The 14,995-nt window shown below is 63.7% G+C and carries 16 protein-coding genes; 7 read left to right on the top strand and 9 right to left on the bottom strand.

From position 1 onward, the window contains the following. Positions 1-17: 17 nt before the first annotated feature. Genes GC148_RS07785 through GC148_RS07775 form a run of 3 tightly spaced genes read right to left on the bottom strand, consistent with a single transcriptional unit; the run spans position 18 to position 2,601 of the window. Positions 18-1,286 carry an ABC transporter permease gene (locus GC148_RS07785; RefSeq protein WP_291070104.1) on the bottom strand — a complete coding sequence of 423 codons (1,269 nt, stop codon included), beginning with the start codon at positions 1,284-1,286 and terminating at the stop codon, positions 18-20. After that, positions 1,283-1,978 carry an ABC transporter ATP-binding protein gene (locus tag GC148_RS07780; RefSeq protein WP_291070103.1) on the bottom strand — a complete coding sequence of 232 codons (696 nt, stop codon included), beginning with the start codon at positions 1,976-1,978 and terminating at the stop codon, positions 1,283-1,285. The genes GC148_RS07785 and GC148_RS07780 overlap by 4 nt, the downstream gene beginning before the upstream one ends. An 8-nt stretch (positions 1,979-1,986) precedes the next feature. Beyond that, positions 1,987-2,601 carry a DUF2796 domain-containing protein gene (locus GC148_RS07775; protein ID WP_291070102.1) on the bottom strand — a complete coding sequence of 205 codons (615 nt, stop codon included), beginning with the start codon at positions 2,599-2,601 and terminating at the stop codon, positions 1,987-1,989. 158 nt (positions 2,602-2,759) lie between these two features. Here GC148_RS07775 and GC148_RS07770 point away from each other — a divergent pair, with 158 nt between their 5' ends. Then, entirely contained in the window at positions 2,760-3,581 is an 822-nt protein-coding gene (locus GC148_RS07770; RefSeq protein ID WP_291070101.1) for a ZIP family metal transporter, read from the top strand. Positions 3,582-3,662: 81 nt separating this feature from the next. Beyond that, a complete protein-coding gene (locus tag GC148_RS07765; protein ID WP_291070100.1) occupies positions 3,663-3,821 on the top strand; it encodes a hypothetical protein in 159 nt (52 codons plus the stop codon). A gap of 1 nt (position 3,822) precedes the next feature. Here the strand turns inward: GC148_RS07765 and GC148_RS07760 are convergent, their stop codons facing one another. Then, complete coding sequence (locus GC148_RS07760) at positions 3,823-4,284, bottom strand: Lrp/AsnC family transcriptional regulator (RefSeq protein ID WP_366063424.1); 462 nt, start codon at positions 4,282-4,284, stop codon at positions 3,823-3,825. Positions 4,285-4,394: 110 nt separating this feature from the next. On the opposite strand from GC148_RS07760, the gene GC148_RS07755 reads away from it, so the two are divergent. Further along, positions 4,395-5,471 carry a cysteine synthase family protein gene (locus tag GC148_RS07755; RefSeq protein WP_291070098.1) on the top strand — a complete coding sequence of 359 codons (1,077 nt, stop codon included), beginning with the start codon at positions 4,395-4,397 and terminating at the stop codon, positions 5,469-5,471. 5 nt (positions 5,472-5,476) lie between these two features. Here GC148_RS07755 and phaZ read toward each other — a convergent pair whose 3' ends face one another. Then, entirely contained in the window at positions 5,477-6,766 is a 1,290-nt protein-coding gene (phaZ, locus tag GC148_RS07750; RefSeq protein WP_291070097.1) for a polyhydroxyalkanoate depolymerase, read from the bottom strand. Positions 6,767-6,965: 199 nt separating this feature from the next. Between phaZ and GC148_RS07745 the strand changes: the two genes are divergently transcribed. After that, positions 6,966-7,349 carry a hypothetical protein gene (locus GC148_RS07745; protein ID WP_291070096.1) on the top strand — a complete coding sequence of 128 codons (384 nt, stop codon included), beginning with the start codon at positions 6,966-6,968 and terminating at the stop codon, positions 7,347-7,349. Here the strand turns inward: GC148_RS07745 and GC148_RS07740 are convergent. After that, on the bottom strand, positions 7,346-7,768 hold the full coding sequence (locus tag GC148_RS07740; RefSeq protein WP_291070095.1) for a hypothetical protein: 423 nt from the start codon (positions 7,766-7,768) through the stop codon (positions 7,346-7,348). The two genes, GC148_RS07745 and GC148_RS07740, sit on opposite strands and share 4 nt — an antisense overlap. Positions 7,769-7,925: 157 nt before the next feature. On the opposite strand from GC148_RS07740, the gene GC148_RS07735 reads away from it, so the two are divergent. Beyond that, positions 7,926-8,795 (top strand): CHAD domain-containing protein, encoded by an 870-nt coding sequence (locus GC148_RS07735; RefSeq protein WP_291070094.1) that lies wholly within the window; start codon positions 7,926-7,928, stop codon positions 8,793-8,795. A 65-nt stretch (positions 8,796-8,860) separates the two neighbouring features. On the opposite strand, the gene GC148_RS07730 is transcribed toward GC148_RS07735, so the two are convergent. Next, positions 8,861-11,626 carry a TonB-dependent receptor gene (locus GC148_RS07730; protein ID WP_291070093.1) on the bottom strand — a complete coding sequence of 922 codons (2,766 nt, stop codon included), beginning with the start codon at positions 11,624-11,626 and terminating at the stop codon, positions 8,861-8,863. Positions 11,627-11,637: 11 nt separating this feature from the next. On the opposite strand from GC148_RS07730, the gene GC148_RS07725 reads away from it, so the two are divergent. Next, positions 11,638-12,138, top strand: a complete 501-nt coding sequence (locus GC148_RS07725) for a phytase (protein ID WP_291070092.1) — start codon at positions 11,638-11,640, stop codon at positions 12,136-12,138. On the opposite strand, the gene GC148_RS07720 is transcribed toward GC148_RS07725, so the two are convergent. After that, a complete protein-coding gene (locus GC148_RS07720) occupies positions 12,139-12,813 on the bottom strand; it encodes a DNA-3-methyladenine glycosylase I (RefSeq protein WP_291070091.1) in 675 nt (224 codons plus the stop codon). A 12-nt stretch (positions 12,814-12,825) separates the two neighbouring features. Continuing rightward, complete coding sequence (locus GC148_RS07715; protein ID WP_291070090.1) at positions 12,826-13,950, bottom strand: iron-containing alcohol dehydrogenase; 1,125 nt, start codon at positions 13,948-13,950, stop codon at positions 12,826-12,828. Between the two features lie 322 nt (positions 13,951-14,272). Between GC148_RS07715 and GC148_RS07710 the strand changes: the two genes are divergently transcribed. Further along, on the top strand, positions 14,273-14,944 hold the full coding sequence (locus GC148_RS07710; protein ID WP_291070089.1) for an OmpW family outer membrane protein: 672 nt from the start codon (positions 14,273-14,275) through the stop codon (positions 14,942-14,944). The last annotated feature ends 51 nt before the right edge of the window (positions 14,945-14,995 follow it).

Raw genomic sequence — 14,995 nt, 5'->3', positions numbered from 1 at the left:
GAGCCGAAAACCATGACTTACAGCCGCACGCTGAGCCCGTCGGCCAGCGAACGGCGCATTGCGGTGGCGGCCGGGATCGCCCCGATCACCAGCGAGGCGAGCGTGACCGCGCCGAGCACGGCGAGATCCACCATTCCCGGCAGGCCCTGCCCGAAGGAGACGCCATACTGGGCCTGCAGCAGCGGCGCGAGCACGGCGATAAGACTGTGCACCAGCACGATGCCAAGCAGAGCGCCGAGGAAACCGACAAGCCCGGCCTCCAGCACCAGCAGGAAGAAGACATGATGCGGACGCGCACCCGTGGCCCGCAGGATCGACATCTCCCGCCGGCGCTCGTTGAGACTGGTGAGGATCGAGGTGAGGATCGAGACAAGCCCGACCGCGATGACGAAAGCAGACACCGCCAGCAAGGCGCGTTCAGCCACTGCGGTGACGCTCCACAGTTCGGCCAGCGCTTCACCGGGGATGATCGCCATCAGGGGTTCGCCCTTGTTGGTATTGATCGCCCGGCGGGTCGTCAGGATTGTACCCTTGCGCTTCAGGCCGACGAAGATGGCCGTGACGGTCTTGGGCGTGAGGTCGAAGGAGCGGATCATGTCCTCCGGAATAGTATCCGCGAGGGGATTCTTGGCGCCGGTTTCCCAGCCGACATGTATGGCGGTGATCGCCTCCAGAGAGACATGCACGGTCCGGTCCACCGGCGTGCCGGTCGGTTTCAGGATACCGGCCACGCGGAACGGCCGGTTCTCGTGCCCGCCGCCCAGCTCGGCGCTGCCAAGGCCGTGCGAGAGGATCAGCGGTGAATCCAGCGTGTAGCCGAGTTCGAGGGCCACCTCGGAGCCGATGACGGCATCAAAAAGATCATTGAACGGACGGCCTTCGGCAAAAGTCAACGACTGGCCGCCCGCGAACTTGTAGTGATCGAAATAGCCGAGCGTGGTGCCCATAACCCGGTAGCCACGGTGGCTGTCACCGAGGGCGATGGGCACGGTCCAGTCGACATCCGGGCGCTCGGCAATCTTGCGATAGGTCGGCCAGGAGACTTCGGCTGTCGCGTTGCCCATCCGGAAGACGGAATAGAGCAGCAGGTTCACCGAGCCGGTCGGTGCGCCGACGATCAGATCGGTGCCGGAAATCGTGTTGCCGAAGCCTTCGCGCGCCCCGCTGCGCGCCTTCTCGACGCCGAGGAATAGCGCGACGGACAGGGCCACCGCGACGATCGTGAGGATCACTGAGCCCTTGCGGTTGAGCAGGCTTTGCCAGGCCAGAGAAAGCAGCGCGGTCATGCGGGCGCTCCCGCACGGTTGATGGCGGCGAGATCGACCGCCCGGGTGAAGAGGGGCGCCAGGCTGCGATCATGGCTGACGAACAGGAGGCTCGCACCGGAGCGTGTCACCTCTTCGGAGAGGAGCGCGATGAACCGGTCGCGGGCATCGGCGTCGAGCGCAGAGGTCGGCTCGTCAGCAATGATCAGCTTGGGCGCGCCGATCAATGCGCGCGCGGCGGCGACACGCTGCTGCTGGCCCACGGACAGGTCCGACACGCGGCGCTGCAACAGCGCCTCATCGTCAAGCCCCAGGCGCGCGAGAAGGCGGCGCGCCTCCCCTTCCGCATCCGCACCGGCCGCCTTACGGCGGGCCGGCGAAAAGCGCAGCGGCAGCAGCACATTGCCGGTGACCGACAGGTAAGGCACGAGGTTGAACATCTGGAAGATCACGCCGACATGATCCGCGCGCAGACGATCACGTCGCGCGGCAGACAGTTTCGCCATGTCCTCACCCAGCACACGGATGGTGCCGGATTGTGGCGCGAGCACGCCTGCGATCAGGCCCAGAAGTGTGGATTTGCCGGAACCGGAAGGCCCGCGCAGGAAGACCCGCTCGCCGGGCTCGATGCCGAACTCCGGAATGTCGAGCACCTGCGGCCCGTGCTTCCAGGCAAAGCCGAGGCCGCGAACCTCGATGATGGACTCGTTCATGCGCCGGACTACTTGAGCGACAGTTCGGGCGCTGCCGGTGTCAGCTCACCGGCCCGCTGTTCAGTGGCCGTAACATAGACGGCGCCGACCTTTTCGAAGACCGGGAAGGCCTCGAAGCCGGCAAAGCGGATCGCGGTCACGGCATCCGGCTTGGCACAGGTCCAGGTGAAGTGGACGATGCTGTCGGTATGTCCGCTGCTGCTGTCGGTCATCGGATGCGGCACGCTGGCGGCGCATTCGCCGCCGACGATCTCGACCAGACCGCCCAGTTCGGCGGTTACGACGTCCGTGTATGCGCCATCGGATTCGGACAGGCCCAGATTGGCCATCGGCGAGATCAGCTCACCGAACAGGATGTTCTCCTCGCGGCTGATCGCAAGATCGGCGATCCCGTGCACGTGGGGCGTGCCGCCACCCGTTTCATCGTCATCGGCATGGTCCTCATGCCCGGCCGCGTCCATGTCATGATCCGCCTGCGTCTCGGCGGGCTCCGCCACCGCTGCGGCGCTGGTGTCCGGTTCGGCGGGCGCCGGTGAAGCCGGCTCCTTGGCGCTGCAGGCCACCAGAAAGAGCAGGCCCGCGCCCAGCGCGAGACCCAGGGTTCGGGACAGAAGGTGGCTCATCTGCAAGGCTCCAGGCAGAGGGATATCGGGAGGCGCGCGGCGGCAGGCGAAGATTCTGCTCGCCAAGGTCATATTGAAACAATATAACACTTCTCGCAAGCGCCTTCCGGTCTCCGCCGGGCGTCTTTTCGCGCCGCGCCAACTGGATCTGCCCTTACATGCCATTTTCCCTCCAGGCCTCCGTTTCCTTCGGCTTGCTCGCCGCGCTGGTCACGTCGCTGGGACTGGCGGCCGTTGCGTTCCGTAGCGAATGGTCGGCGCGCCAGTCCGGCTTGTTCGCACTGTCGGCGGCGGGCATGCTGATTACCACCAGCCTGCTCCACATCGTGCCGGAAGCCATGGCGGCCCTGCCCCGCGCTGGTCAATTCGTGCTGGGCGGTTTCTTCGGCGGCCTGCTGATGAGCTTAGCGATGCGCACCCTCTTCCAGGAACATGCCGGCCATTCGCGCGCCCTCGCCTTCACGCCCCTGCTGGCGGTGGCGATCCATTCCTTCTTCGACGGCGTGATCTATTCGGTCTCCTTCGCGGCCAGCTTCCAGTCCGGCGTCTATGCGGCTCTGGGGCTGATCCTCCACGAGTTTGCCGAAGGCATCATCGCCTTCGCGATCCTGTCCCGGCATGGGTTCAAGGTCCGCGAAGCGCTGCTCTGGGCTTTCCTCGCGGCCGGGGCGACGACGCCGCTGGGCGCGCTGGTCTCGGGCCTCTTCGTCACCGGCCTCGGCGCGGACACCATCGCGGCGCTCTATGCGGTGTCCGCCGGCCTGCTGATCTATGTCGCGACGGGACCCATGATGCAGCCGTTGGGCGAAGTCTCCCCGGCCCGCGGCCTCAGCGCCCTCGGCGCGGGCGTCGCCTTTGCACTCGCCATTCTCGCGCTGCCGCTCCATGGCCAGGGGGTGCTCGATAACCATGATCATGACCATCATCACGTGGGCGCGGATCTCCGTGAGGCGGAGGCCGGGCGCGGCCTTCTTCCCTGAAACGTTTCCCTTGCGGCCGGCCCGGCACGCCGGCAGGCACATCCCTTGCACCCGTCTCCCCTACAGACAGGGGATGGAACGATGCAGCTTTCCAGACAGACTCGGCAGGTGATCGGCGCCGCCATCGGCGCGGCAATCGCCGCTGCCATTTCGACCGGACTCGGTCTGACGTCGGTGGAACGCCACAAGGAACAATTCCGTTCGCCGGTGCCCGCCGAGCAGGTCCAGCCGCCGCGCTAGGTCAGAGCGGCAGCTCGGTCGTGTTCTTGATGCACTCCATCGCGAACGTGGCGCTCACATCGGCAAGATCGATCCGCGAAATCAGCGCGCGGTAGACCCGGTCATAATCCTTGACGCTGCCGACCTGGATCTTGAGCAGGTAATCCACATCCCCCGCCATGCGGTAGAATTCCACCACTTCGGGCAGACTGCGCACCGCCTTGGCAAAGCGTTCGACCCAATCGGCCGAATGCTCCCGCGTGCGAATCGCCACGAATACGGTCTGGCCCAGGCCGACGCTTTCGGGATCAACCAGCGCCACCCGGCGCACCAGGACTCCTGCCTCTTCGAGCCGCTTCACCCGCCGCCAGCAGGTGTTCACCGATATGCTGGCGGCCGCGGCCAGCGATTCGAGCGACGTGCTGGCGTCCGCCTGGAGCGCCCTCAGGATGAGACGGTCCGTATCATCAATATTTTCCATAATCGAACTGGATATCCGAATTTATTGATCACAAAAAGTGGCAAATCCCGAAATACTGGAATGAAATTTGATCGCGGGCAGCGCACCCTGCAAAGCTCCAGACGGAGCGTTCCATGTCAGCCCTGCCCTCGCGCGACTCCTTTTCAGACGAAACGGCGGCGCCCGTGCGCCCCTTCGCCGGGCCGCCGCGCCTGCGAAGCCTTGCTGCCCTGATCGGCCGCACGCCGCTGATCTCAGTGCGCCTCAGGTATCGCGGCCGCGAGCACGTGATCCACGCCAAAGCCGAACACTACAACCTGACCGGCTCCATCAAGGACCGGATGGCGTTGTCGATCCTCAGCCGGGCCTACCGGTCCGGCGTGCTGCAGCCTGGCGACACGATTGCCGAAGCGACCAGCGGCAATGCCGGCATTGCGCTCGCCGCCCTTGGCCGCGCGCTGGGCCACCCGGTCGAGATCTTCATGCCAGACTGGATGAGCGAAGAGCGCAAATGCCTGCTCCGCAGCCTGGACGCGCGCCTCAACCTGGTCAGCCGGGCCGAGGGCGGCTTCCTGGGCGCCATCGCCGCCACCGAGCGCCTCGCTGCAGCCCGCAATGATGTCTTCCTGCCGTGCCAGTTCTCGAACGGCGACAATTCCCGCGCGCATGTCGAGACGACCGGCCCCGAACTGTTGCGCCAGCTCGCCTGTCTCGGACTCTCACCGAACGCATTCGTGGCCGGCGTCGGTACCGGCGGCACCGTGATGGGTGTCGGCGCGGCGCTGCGCGCCGCCCATCCCGGCGTGAGGATCCATCCGCTGGAGCCGAAGGAATCCCCCACCCTCTCGACCGGTCACAAGGTGGGCAGTCACCGGATCCAGGGCATCTCGGACGATTTCATCCCGGCGCTGGTGGACTTCCGTGAACTGAATGATGTAATTGCCGTGTCGGACGGTGACGCTATCCGCATGGCGCAGCGCCTAGCGCGCGAGTTCGGCCTCGGTGTCGGCATTTCCTCAGGCGCGAACCTGATCGGCGCCGTCATGGCCGCCGAACGCCTCGGGCCCGGCGCCTGCGTCGCGACGATCTTCTGCGATGACAACAAGAAATACCTGTCGACCGCGCTCGCCGGCGAAGAGCCGGCCAAGGACGGCGACCTCAGCCCCGAAATCGAACTGCTGGACTTCGACGCCTGCTGCTGCGGCAGCTGACGGCGTCAGCGCTTGCGGGCGGCCGCGGCTTCTTCGAGCGTGCGGTTGGTGAAGCGGCGGGTGAACTGAGTTACGCGCGGCGCAATTTCCGTTTCGAAGCGTGAGCCGTTGAACACGCCGTAATGACCCACGCCTGGCTGGATATAGTCCATCTGCATGTCTTTCGGAATGTTCGTGCACAAATCATGCGCGGCCTGAGTCTGGCCAATGCCTGAAATGTCGTCTTTTTCCCCTTCGACCGTCATCAGGGCCACCGTGCGGATCTCCGAAGGTTTGACCAGGCGCTCGCCGCGATACTTGTAGATCCCTCGCGGCAAATGGTGTTCCTGGAACACGCGCTGGATGGTCTGGAGATAGAACTCTTCCGTCAGGTCGAGCACAGAGAGATACTCGTCATAGAATTCGCGGTGTTTGCTGGCCGGTTCGCCGTCCCCGTCCACAAGGTGGTTGAAGAACTTCCAGTGGGCATCGACGTGGCGGCTCCAGTTCATGTTCATGAACGAGGCGAGCTGCACGAAGCCCGGATAGACGCGGCGCATCACACCCGGATAGGGCGCGGGCACCGTGTGGATCATGTTCTCAGTGAACCATTCGAACGGCCGCTCTTCGGCCAGTTTGTTCGGAACCGTCGGCGAAAGGCGCGCATCGATAGGCGAGCCCATGAAGGTCATCGTCGCGGGCAACGCCGGATCCTCATCCTCGGCCATCATCGAGATGGCGGCGAGTACCGGCGGGCCAGGCTGGCAGACCGCCAGCACGTTCACGCCGCCGCCCAGATGGGTCAGCACCTTGCGAATGTGATCGATATAATCGTCGAGATCGAACCGGCCGAGCCAGATCGGCGCCATGCGCGCATCGGTCCAGTCGGTGATGTAGACGTCATGCGTCTCGAGGAAGCCTTCGACCGTGCCGCGCAGCAGCGTGGCATAGTGACCCGACAGAGGCGCAACGATGAGCATGCGGGGCAGCGGCGCGGCGCCTGCCCGCTGGGTCATCGCCAGCGCGTCGGGATCCTTGCGGAAATGGATGAGATTGCACCAGGGCGAGCGCCAGGCGACCATCGGCGTGACCGGCACGGTGATGCTCTTGATCCGCACCGAGTCGACCCGCCATTCCGGCTTTCCGTAATAGCGCGTCGCGCTTTCGAACACGTCCGCCATCGCCGCGAGCGACTTGCCGTAACTTGTCTGGCCCATCGGGTTGAGCGGAGACGCCAGCGCGGCGCGCCCGGCTTTCGCCATCAGCCGCATCGGTGCCATCGCCACCCGGTTCATCTCGACAAGTGAATAGAGCATCGTCTGCCTCACCGTTCATGTTGCAGTGCAGCGTAGGCGCAGGATTTCAATCCCGCAATGGCCCTCGCCCGCTGCGCGCAATATTCGACGGTTAACGCAAGCTGTTGATGAAGCACTAATTTTCCCGCGAATGGGAATATTCAGGTCAGGCCTTGCTGTTAAAACTTCGGCGTCTGGGGCGAAATACGAGGAATCTGCCATGTTCCTGAGCTGCAAACCGAACCCGCATGACGGTGGACGGATGACCCGGGCGCTGGTCTTCGAGAAGACACCCGGCACCCATTTCGCGATCGATGCCGAGGCGCTGCACCGCCAGCCCGAACTGCTGAAACCGTTCGGCCGATGGCTGGACGTGCGCATCCGCCTGCTCGACGCGCTGGCCTATCTGGCCGTCTTGGTTGGGGTGCTGGCCGCCTTGCCGGTGGGCTGGTGGACGGCGGGCGCCGGCCTTCTGATCTGCGTCCTGATGCTGGCCGCGAACCGCAAAACCGCTGGCCGCCTCGCCCGGGGCGCAACGGAACGCTCCACGGAGAGCTTCCGTCAGCTCCACGAGATGGGCTGTCTCTGGCTGGTGAAGGACTAGAGCCCGAACAGGCCGAGCACCGCCGCAATCATCGATGCCGCGGTGAAGGTCAGGGACAGCGCGACCGATGTGCCGCGCTGTTCCTTGCGCCGGGTGCGCACGCCGGGGGCATTCTTGCCCTCTTTCGGCGCCAGCAGCATCCGCGTGGCATAGAAGCCGAACGCTGCCACGATCGAGACGATGCCAGCAATCAGGCTGGAGGCGAACAGGAACAAGCCGCCTGAGACGGCCATCAGAAAGCCCAGCTGCGGGCTCGTCCGGTGGATCAGTTCGCGGACATGTCCGTCTGCCCGCGCGCCGGTCAGCTTGTCGAAGCTGCAATTGGGCGACACGATCGAGGCCACCCAGGACGCACCGATAGCCACTGCGCAGGTCATCAGCGCGAGATTGTTGAGCAGCGTCTGGAGGTTTCCGAGCATGAACGCATTTATCGGCGGATTCGGGGCCCTGCGGAAAGCGAATTCCGGCAGCGGCGCCCTTCGGGGCTCCAGAAACCTGTAGTCGCCGCGTGCGCGAGAGCGTTGGAAGTCGCCAAACGCCTGTGCAATCTGGGGCGCAGGAGGGGAGCGCGGGGTCATGGGTTACCGTTTCAAGGCTGGCGAGAAATCGGTCACCAAAAGCGTCCGGCGCATTGCCGCGGCGGAGTTTGCGCAGATTCAGGCCAGCCTGGCAGACCCGTCCCTGCCCCTTGCCCGCAAGGTCCACGACGCACGCAAGGGCACCAAACGCCTGCGCGCCCTGATCCGCCTGGTCGCGCCCGTCTTTCCCGAAGCCGCCGCCGAGATCGCGGCCTTGCGCGCGGCCGCCGGCGAATTGTCGGCGCTGCGCGACACAGGCGCCCTCACGGAAGCTGTCGCTGCATTGCCCTTGCCGGACGATCTGGCCGGCAAACTCGCAGCCGCCCTCGCCGCCAAACCGGCCGGCAGCGCCGCTTCGCATCGCCGGCTGCTCGCCGGCTTCGCCGCAGAGATGTCCGCCGCTGCAGAACGCGTCGAGGGCTGGGCGCTGGAGGCGGAAGGCTGGAAGGCGCTCGCACCAGGATTGAAACGCGCCCACCGCCGGCTGCGCAAATCCATGGCCGCAGCGCGGCGGGCGACGGATGAGGAGCCGGTACATGAATTTCGCAAGCGCGCGAAGGATCACTGGTACCAGACACTGCTTCTGCGCGGCGCCTTTCCGGATGTAATGCAGGGTTATGCCGAAGCGGGTGAGAAGCTCTGCGACGATCTCGGTCTCTGGCGCGACCTCGGGTTGCTCGAATCCGCCGTAGGCGGACTGTCGCCGCGCAAACTTTCCGCAGACGACGCCGGCGCTGCCCTCACCCTCATTGCAAAGGCGCGCCGCCGCGCCCTGCGCCGTGCCTTCCGCACCGCCGCCCCCCTCGCCGCCGAAACGCCGGAAGCCTACGTCGCCCGCCTCAAGGCCTGGTGGACGCCGCGCCGCTGACCCAAAAAAAACGGGCCGCAGCGTTCTGCTGCAGCCCGTTCCGTCCGAGATTGCGATTTGCCGGATCAGTAAGTGACGCGTACGCCGAGCACGAAGCTCCTGCCAAACTCGTCATACTGCGACAGGCGGTTCTCGTTCCCGTGATAGTAGTATTCTTCGGCATCCGTCAGGTTCTTGCCTTCGAGATAGACCTGGAAGTTGTCGTTGATCGTGTATTTGGCGGACGCTTCGACCAGAGTGCGGTCGTCGGTATACCGATCGATATTCGCGCCGAACAACTCGTCGAGATAGTCGTCACGGAAGTTCGCCGAAACCCGCAGGTCCCAAGGGCCTTTCTCATAGCCGAGCGCGATGTTCCAGATCGTGTCAGACTGCTTCAGGAACGGTACCTTGCGACCATCCGGAAGCGTGCTTTCGGAGTCGGTGAGGGTCAGGTTAGCGGAGGTCAGAAAGCCGTCCAGCACCGGGAAGAGGTCGCCAAGGTTCTGCACATAGTTGAACTCAATGCCGCGCACTTCCGAAGATCCGACGTTCACGTAGCTGTCGACTTCGAACTGATTTGGTGCATCACCCGGATTCGCCACGATCAGACTGCTCGGCACCGCAACCGTGCCTGCGCCAAACTCGCTCAGGTCTATGGACGTCTGACCAAAGACGACATCGAATGTTTTCGTCGTCGGGAAGATGGCATTGTCGATCTCTTTGGCGAAAACGCCGACGGACAAGACAGAAAGCCTGGTCGGGTAGAACTCGATTGAAAGGTCGAAGTTGTCTGCCTCATAGGGATCAAGAATGGTATTGCCGACGAACGCGCCGTCCTGGTCTTCGTTGTAGACGAAAACGGGTGCCATTTCGCCGAACGCGGGACGAACAAGGGCGCCATAGTATGCCGCGCGACCAATGATATTGTCCGTGAAGGCATATTTGACGTTCAGGCTTGGCAGGACATTCGTGTAGTCGTCAGAGAAAGTGCGCGGCGTCACGCTCGCTGGATCATCGCCTTCGGTGAAAATGTTTCCGCGGCTGTCAACGTTAGTCTGTTCGACGCGCACGCCCGCAACGACCGTGAGCGGACCGTTCTCGAACGTTCCCATACCGTACGCCGCCAGGATGTCTTCCTGGATATTGTAATCGGCAGAAAGGCTCTCGAATGCGGAAGCAGCATCGTCGCGGTCGGCCGCTGTCACAGTGTTGCGCAGGGCACGCGTCAGGTTGGCGCTCGGCCAGCTCGGCATGAAGTTCGGCAGGCGCCAGCCCGGCACTTCCGTGTTGCTGGCAACGTAGTCGCTGAGCACTTCACCGGGTTCATAGACGTCCAGATTGACATCACGCACTTTCTCGCGGGTCCGGTATTTCAGACCGCCTTTCCATTCCACCGGCGTGCCCATCAACAGGCTGTCGCGGCTGATGTTCAGCTTGCCCGCAAACTCGGTGTCTTCGTTCGTGGTGAATTCACGCTCGAACGCGTCCAGTTCGTAATTGTTGGGATCCAGCAGGAACGCCAACGCCTGTCCCGAAATAATCGGAGTTTGCAGGTTCGAGAAATCCAGGGTGATCGACCCGACCGTATTGTTTCGTTGTTCCGGCGTGGAGCGGAAGGCAACGTCGTGGTTGTCGCTGTCATCCTCTTCGGCATAGGCGTAGGAGGCTTCATAGTCGAACTTCCAGTCGTCGAGGCGGGTGTCACCGCCCAAGGCGATTGTCTGGATCTTGCGAACTTCCTTGCGAACGCGCACCTCGGCATCAACTTCGCCGCGACGGATCGAAACAGATGTCGGCGTTGCCGACACGATCTCTTCGTCGAATTCGCGGAACTCGAACTTGTTGCGGACTTCGTCGTCTTCATACTGGTTGAAGAGGGTACGCAGATAGAGGTCCGTGTTTTCGGTCGCGCGATATTCCAGGTTTCCGACGAAACCGTAGCGGGTGCGTGTCAGATCATACCAGCGCATTTCATAGTCGTCGTTTGGCACGAAATAGGTGCCCGCCTGAGGCACGAGGAAGTCAGCGCCGTCAACTTCGCCCCAGCCGCCGGTTTCGTTGTTGTGCGTTTCAATCCGAAGGTCCTGGTAGTTGAACGACAGGGCCACACCCAGCTTGTCGCCGAAGGTTTCCGAATAGGTCAACGTGCCCTTGGGTGAAATCTCTTCGGTGATCTCGTTATACTGGCCTTCGATCTTAGCACGGATGAAACGGCCGTCGCGGTCAAAGGCCGAGATGGTTTTCAGGTTGATCACGCCCCCAATGCTGTCGCCGTCGACATTCGGGGTCAGCGATTTCTGCACTTCGATCGTGTCGAGCAGATCTGACGGAACGCCGTCGAGCAGTACGCCGCGGCGGTCTTCCGGCGACGGTGTGCGCACGCCGTTGATACTGGAAGAGATCAGGTCCGTGTTGATGCCGCGGATCGATACGTAGCGGCCTTCGCCCTGGTCCGTCTCGATTGACAGGCCGGAAACGCGCGAAAGCGAATCGGCAACCGTCGTGTCGGGGAAATTTCCGAGGCCGTCACTGTCGATCACATTGATCAGGGCGTTTGAGGCGCGCTGCTGGTTGATGGCGCCGGCCTGCGCCGCAGCGGAGCCGACCACAAGGACGTTGTCGAGATATCGCACATTCTCGCCGACGGTCAGGTCAACCACGATCTCGCCGGATTCAGCCACCGAGATGGAGCGGGTCAGACGCGGGGCGCCGACATAGGAGACCGACAGGGTGTAGTCGCCGGCCGGCACGTTCGAGAAGCGGTAGCTGCCGAAGCGGTCGGACGAGGTCGACCGGCCGAGTTCTTCTCTGGAAACTCGACGCCGCGCCCGGCGCGCTGGCCGGCACACTCCTCAAGTCGGTGAAACTCGACACCCAGCTTGAAGGCTGTGTATTCGACGAAACCCTGGGCCTGATGTTCGTCGGCGAGGAAGATCGCGGCCTCTGGAAGCTTGCCTACCGCGAGACGGCTCCCGTGCCGGAGCTGATCGACGAAGTCGGCGGCAGGGCCGGCCTCGTGGCCGATGTCGAGGGCGTGTCGGTCTGGCGCGGCAAGGACGGTGCGGGCTGGATCGTCGCCTCGGCGCAGACCGACAACCGCTATGTGGTCTATGACCGGAAGGCGCCGCATGCCGCCATGGGCAGCTTCTCAATTGGCGCCAACACGGTGCTTGGCATCGACGATGTAACGCATACGGACGGTCTCGACATCCATTCCGGCGCCCTTCCGGGCTTTCCGCGCGGCGTTCTGATCGTCCAGGATGACGGCAACCCGAATTCCGGACAAGACCAGAACTTCAAGCTGGTGAACTGGGCCGATATCGAAGCAGCCCTCACCCTGCCGGTTCTGGACGCCGAGTGATCAGCCGACGCTGAGCGCCAGCAGCCGGCTGATCTGCGCCCGCGGCAGGCCGCTGTCAGCGTGATACTCATTGATCGCTGCCTGCAGGCGCGCGAGGTCGCCCTTGCTGGTGGCCGCCGGCTTCGCCAAAACGCCTTCCCGCACCAGCGCCGTGCAGACATGGCTCGACGCGATCCACGCATCCCAGCCGGCAAAGCGCAGGAAATACTGCGCTGTGGCGCCGCCGAGGCGCGCGCCGCGCTTGTTCAGCGCGTCCATCAGGCCCGTCTGATCCTCTGCCGGCCAGTTGGCCAGGAACTTGCCGAAGCCGCCTTCCTTGCTCTCAACCTCGGCAACGAAGCGCGCATTCTCGAGACTGGCCTTGATCTTCTGGCCGTTGCGCACGATCCGTTCGTCCGAGACCAGCCGGTCCAGCATCTCATCGCCGAAGAAAGCGAGCCTGCCCGGATCGAAGCCCTCGAAGGCAGCCTCGAAGCCGTCCCACTTCGCCTCGATGACCTTCCAGTTGAACCCGGCATTGAACACGCACTTCGTCATAACCGACAGCAGCCGGTCCGCAGGCACCTTGGCGAGGTTGCGCACGGCATGCGTATTTGCCGATTGGGCGAGCACGGATTTTTCGCCGCCATGATGGCCGGCCGCCAGTTTCAGGATGGGTCCAAACTTGCGGGCCAAGGCGCGAACCTCCTATTTGAGCGCCGTCTCGAAGACCTTGGCATAATCATCCGCGCTCATCGGGCGCGGGTTGCCGAAATGGGCGAGGTCTTTCAGCGCATAGTCGACGATGCCGGGACCATCCGACGCCTCAAGCCCCATGGCCGACAGATTCTTCGGAATGCCGATGGCATCGTTGAGATCCTGAATGGCATCGGCGAGGTCCGCGCCGGCCTTCAAACCCATGACTTGCCGCAGACGGACATATTTCGCGTCGGCCGCGCCGTCATGGAAGCGCAGTATATGCGGCAGGAATACCGCGTTCAGCGTGCCGTGGTGCAGCTTCTTTTGCTCCAGGCGGCCCGCCGCATGGCTCAGCGCGTGCACGCCGCCGAGGCCTTTCACGAACGCCAGTGCGCCTTCATAGCTTGCCATCATCATGTGCCAGCGTGCTTCAGCGTCCGATCCGTCCTTCACGGCCCGCTTCAGCATACCTTGCCCGAACGCACGCTGCGCGCCGTCATAGCCGATACCCTCCGCAGGCGGATTGATCGAAGGCGTCAGAACGGCCTCGATGCAGTGCGTCAACGCGTCCATGCCGGTCGCCGCCGTCAGGCCGGCCGGCAGGCCGAGTGTCAGGTCCGGATCGCACAGCGCGACCACGGGAATTAGGTTCGGCGAGGCAAAGGTTTCCTTGCGGCCATTCTCCATGATGATGACCATGCCGACCGACACTTCCGAGCCAGTGCCAGCGGTCGTCGGGATCGCAATCAGCGGCGGGATCTTGCCGATCTTCTTGGCGCCGCCGATGATCGCGGCATAGGTTTCCAGCGGCTCATTGTGCGACGCAAGGAGGCCGATCGCTTTGGCATGGTCCATGGACGAGCCGCCACCCACCGCGATGATGCCGTCCGCGCCGGACTCTGTGTAGAGCTGCGTTGCCTGCTTCGTCTGCGTCTCGGTAGGGTTCGATGTCGTCTCCGCGAACACGCCCGCAGGCGCCACGCCCAGCGCATCCTCCACCTTGGCCAGGATGCCCGATGCCTTGATGCCGGCATCGGTCACGATAAACGGCCGCGTGATACCGCGCGCCTTGGCCAGCGAGGCGAGCTGCTTCAGCGCGCCAGCATCGAACACGCATTGGGTGAGGAAGTTCATCACGGGCATCTAGGCACACTCCAGCCGGAAACAGGGAAAGTCCCATGTTCCCAACTGGAGCCGCGAAGAGCAAGTCTTTCCTTGGGGTCAGGCGCCCTGGCCCGAGGCGGCATTTGTCAGCGTGACTTGCACATCTCCTGCGAGTCCCCTTCGCAGTTCGCCGAACCTGCGGCCTTCGGGGGAATGTCTCAATACGGACGACTACCTAGTCGCGCGTCTGTGTCGCGCGGCTCGCAGCCGCGCGTCAAGCTGCCCGATATCCGAAGCAATTACAGGGGGTTATCGAGAACCATCACAGTCCAAAAAGGATAGGACCAAAGCGATGAAAAAGCTTCTTCTTGCCGCTCTGATGGCCGGCGCTTCCTTCACCGGGATCGCTGGCACTGCTTCTGCCGACGACAATCCGTGGATGATCCGCGGCCGCGTGATCGGCGTGTTGCCGAGCGAGTCGGCCGACCTCTCGGTCGCCGGCGCGCCTCTGGGCGGAAGCGTCAAGATCAGTGACGAGTACGTCCCCGAACTCGACATCTCCTACTTCTTCACGAAGAACATTGCTGCCGAGCTCATCCTGGCGACGGCCCAGCATGATGTGACCGCAACCGACGTGGCCGCTGTAGCCGGCGCTGACGTCAAGATCGGCGATGTCTGGGTCCTGCCCCCGACGCTGACGCTGCAATACCACTTCACCGACATGGGCAAGTTCAAGCCGTATGTCGGCGCCGGTATCAACGCCACGCTGTTCTACAGCGAAGATGAAGGCGCCGTGGCCGACAGTATCGACTACGACTCCAGCATCGGGCCGGCGCTGCAACTCGGCTTCGACTATGACCTTGACGGCACGCCGGGTGGCTGGGCCTTCAACGCCGACATCAAGAAGATCTGGATCAACTCCGATGTCACGGTCGACTTCACCACCGCCCTCGGCGCCACTGTGAAGGCCGATGTCGACATCAACCCGCTCGTTGTCGGACTGGGTTTCGGCTACAAGTTCTGAGCCCCTCCTCTCAGGCCGACGAAACCTGAACGCCGCGCCCCGCCTGCATCG

Origin of the sequence: Hyphomonas sp. (assembly GCF_016125515.1) — a bacterium.
Lineage (GTDB): Bacteria > Pseudomonadota > Alphaproteobacteria > Caulobacterales > Hyphomonadaceae > Hyphomonas.
Note: the sequence above shows the minus strand (reverse complement) of the source record. Positions and strands in the feature narration are given on the sequence as shown.

Excerpts from the sequence above, each read along its gene's own strand:
- GC148_RS07770 (WP_291070101.1), top strand. The coding sequence starts at position 2,760 with ATGCCATTTTCCCTCCAGGCCTCCGTTTCCTTCGGCTTGCTCGCCGCG.
- phaZ (WP_291070097.1), bottom strand. The coding sequence starts at position 6,766 with ATGCTCTATTCACTTGTCGAGATGAACCGGGTGGCGATGGCACCGATG.
- GC148_RS07740 (WP_291070095.1), bottom strand. The coding sequence starts at position 7,768 with ATGCTCGGAAACCTCCAGACGCTGCTCAACAATCTCGCGCTGATGACC.
- GC148_RS07785 (WP_291070104.1), bottom strand. The coding sequence starts at position 1,286 with ATGACCGCGCTGCTTTCTCTGGCCTGGCAAAGCCTGCTCAACCGCAAG.
- GC148_RS07765 (WP_291070100.1), top strand. The coding sequence starts at position 3,663 with ATGCAGCTTTCCAGACAGACTCGGCAGGTGATCGGCGCCGCCATCGGC.
- GC148_RS07755 (WP_291070098.1), top strand. The coding sequence starts at position 4,395 with ATGTCAGCCCTGCCCTCGCGCGACTCCTTTTCAGACGAAACGGCGGCG.
- GC148_RS07775 (WP_291070102.1), bottom strand. The coding sequence starts at position 2,601 with ATGAGCCACCTTCTGTCCCGAACCCTGGGTCTCGCGCTGGGCGCGGGC.
- GC148_RS07715 (WP_291070090.1), bottom strand. The coding sequence starts at position 13,950 with ATGAACTTCCTCACCCAATGCGTGTTCGATGCTGGCGCGCTGAAGCAG.
- GC148_RS07780 (WP_291070103.1), bottom strand. The coding sequence starts at position 1,978 with ATGAACGAGTCCATCATCGAGGTTCGCGGCCTCGGCTTTGCCTGGAAG.
- GC148_RS07745 (WP_291070096.1), top strand. The coding sequence starts at position 6,966 with ATGTTCCTGAGCTGCAAACCGAACCCGCATGACGGTGGACGGATGACC.
- GC148_RS07710 (WP_291070089.1), top strand. The coding sequence starts at position 14,273 with ATGAAAAAGCTTCTTCTTGCCGCTCTGATGGCCGGCGCTTCCTTCACC.
- GC148_RS07735 (WP_291070094.1), top strand. The coding sequence starts at position 7,926 with ATGGGTTACCGTTTCAAGGCTGGCGAGAAATCGGTCACCAAAAGCGTC.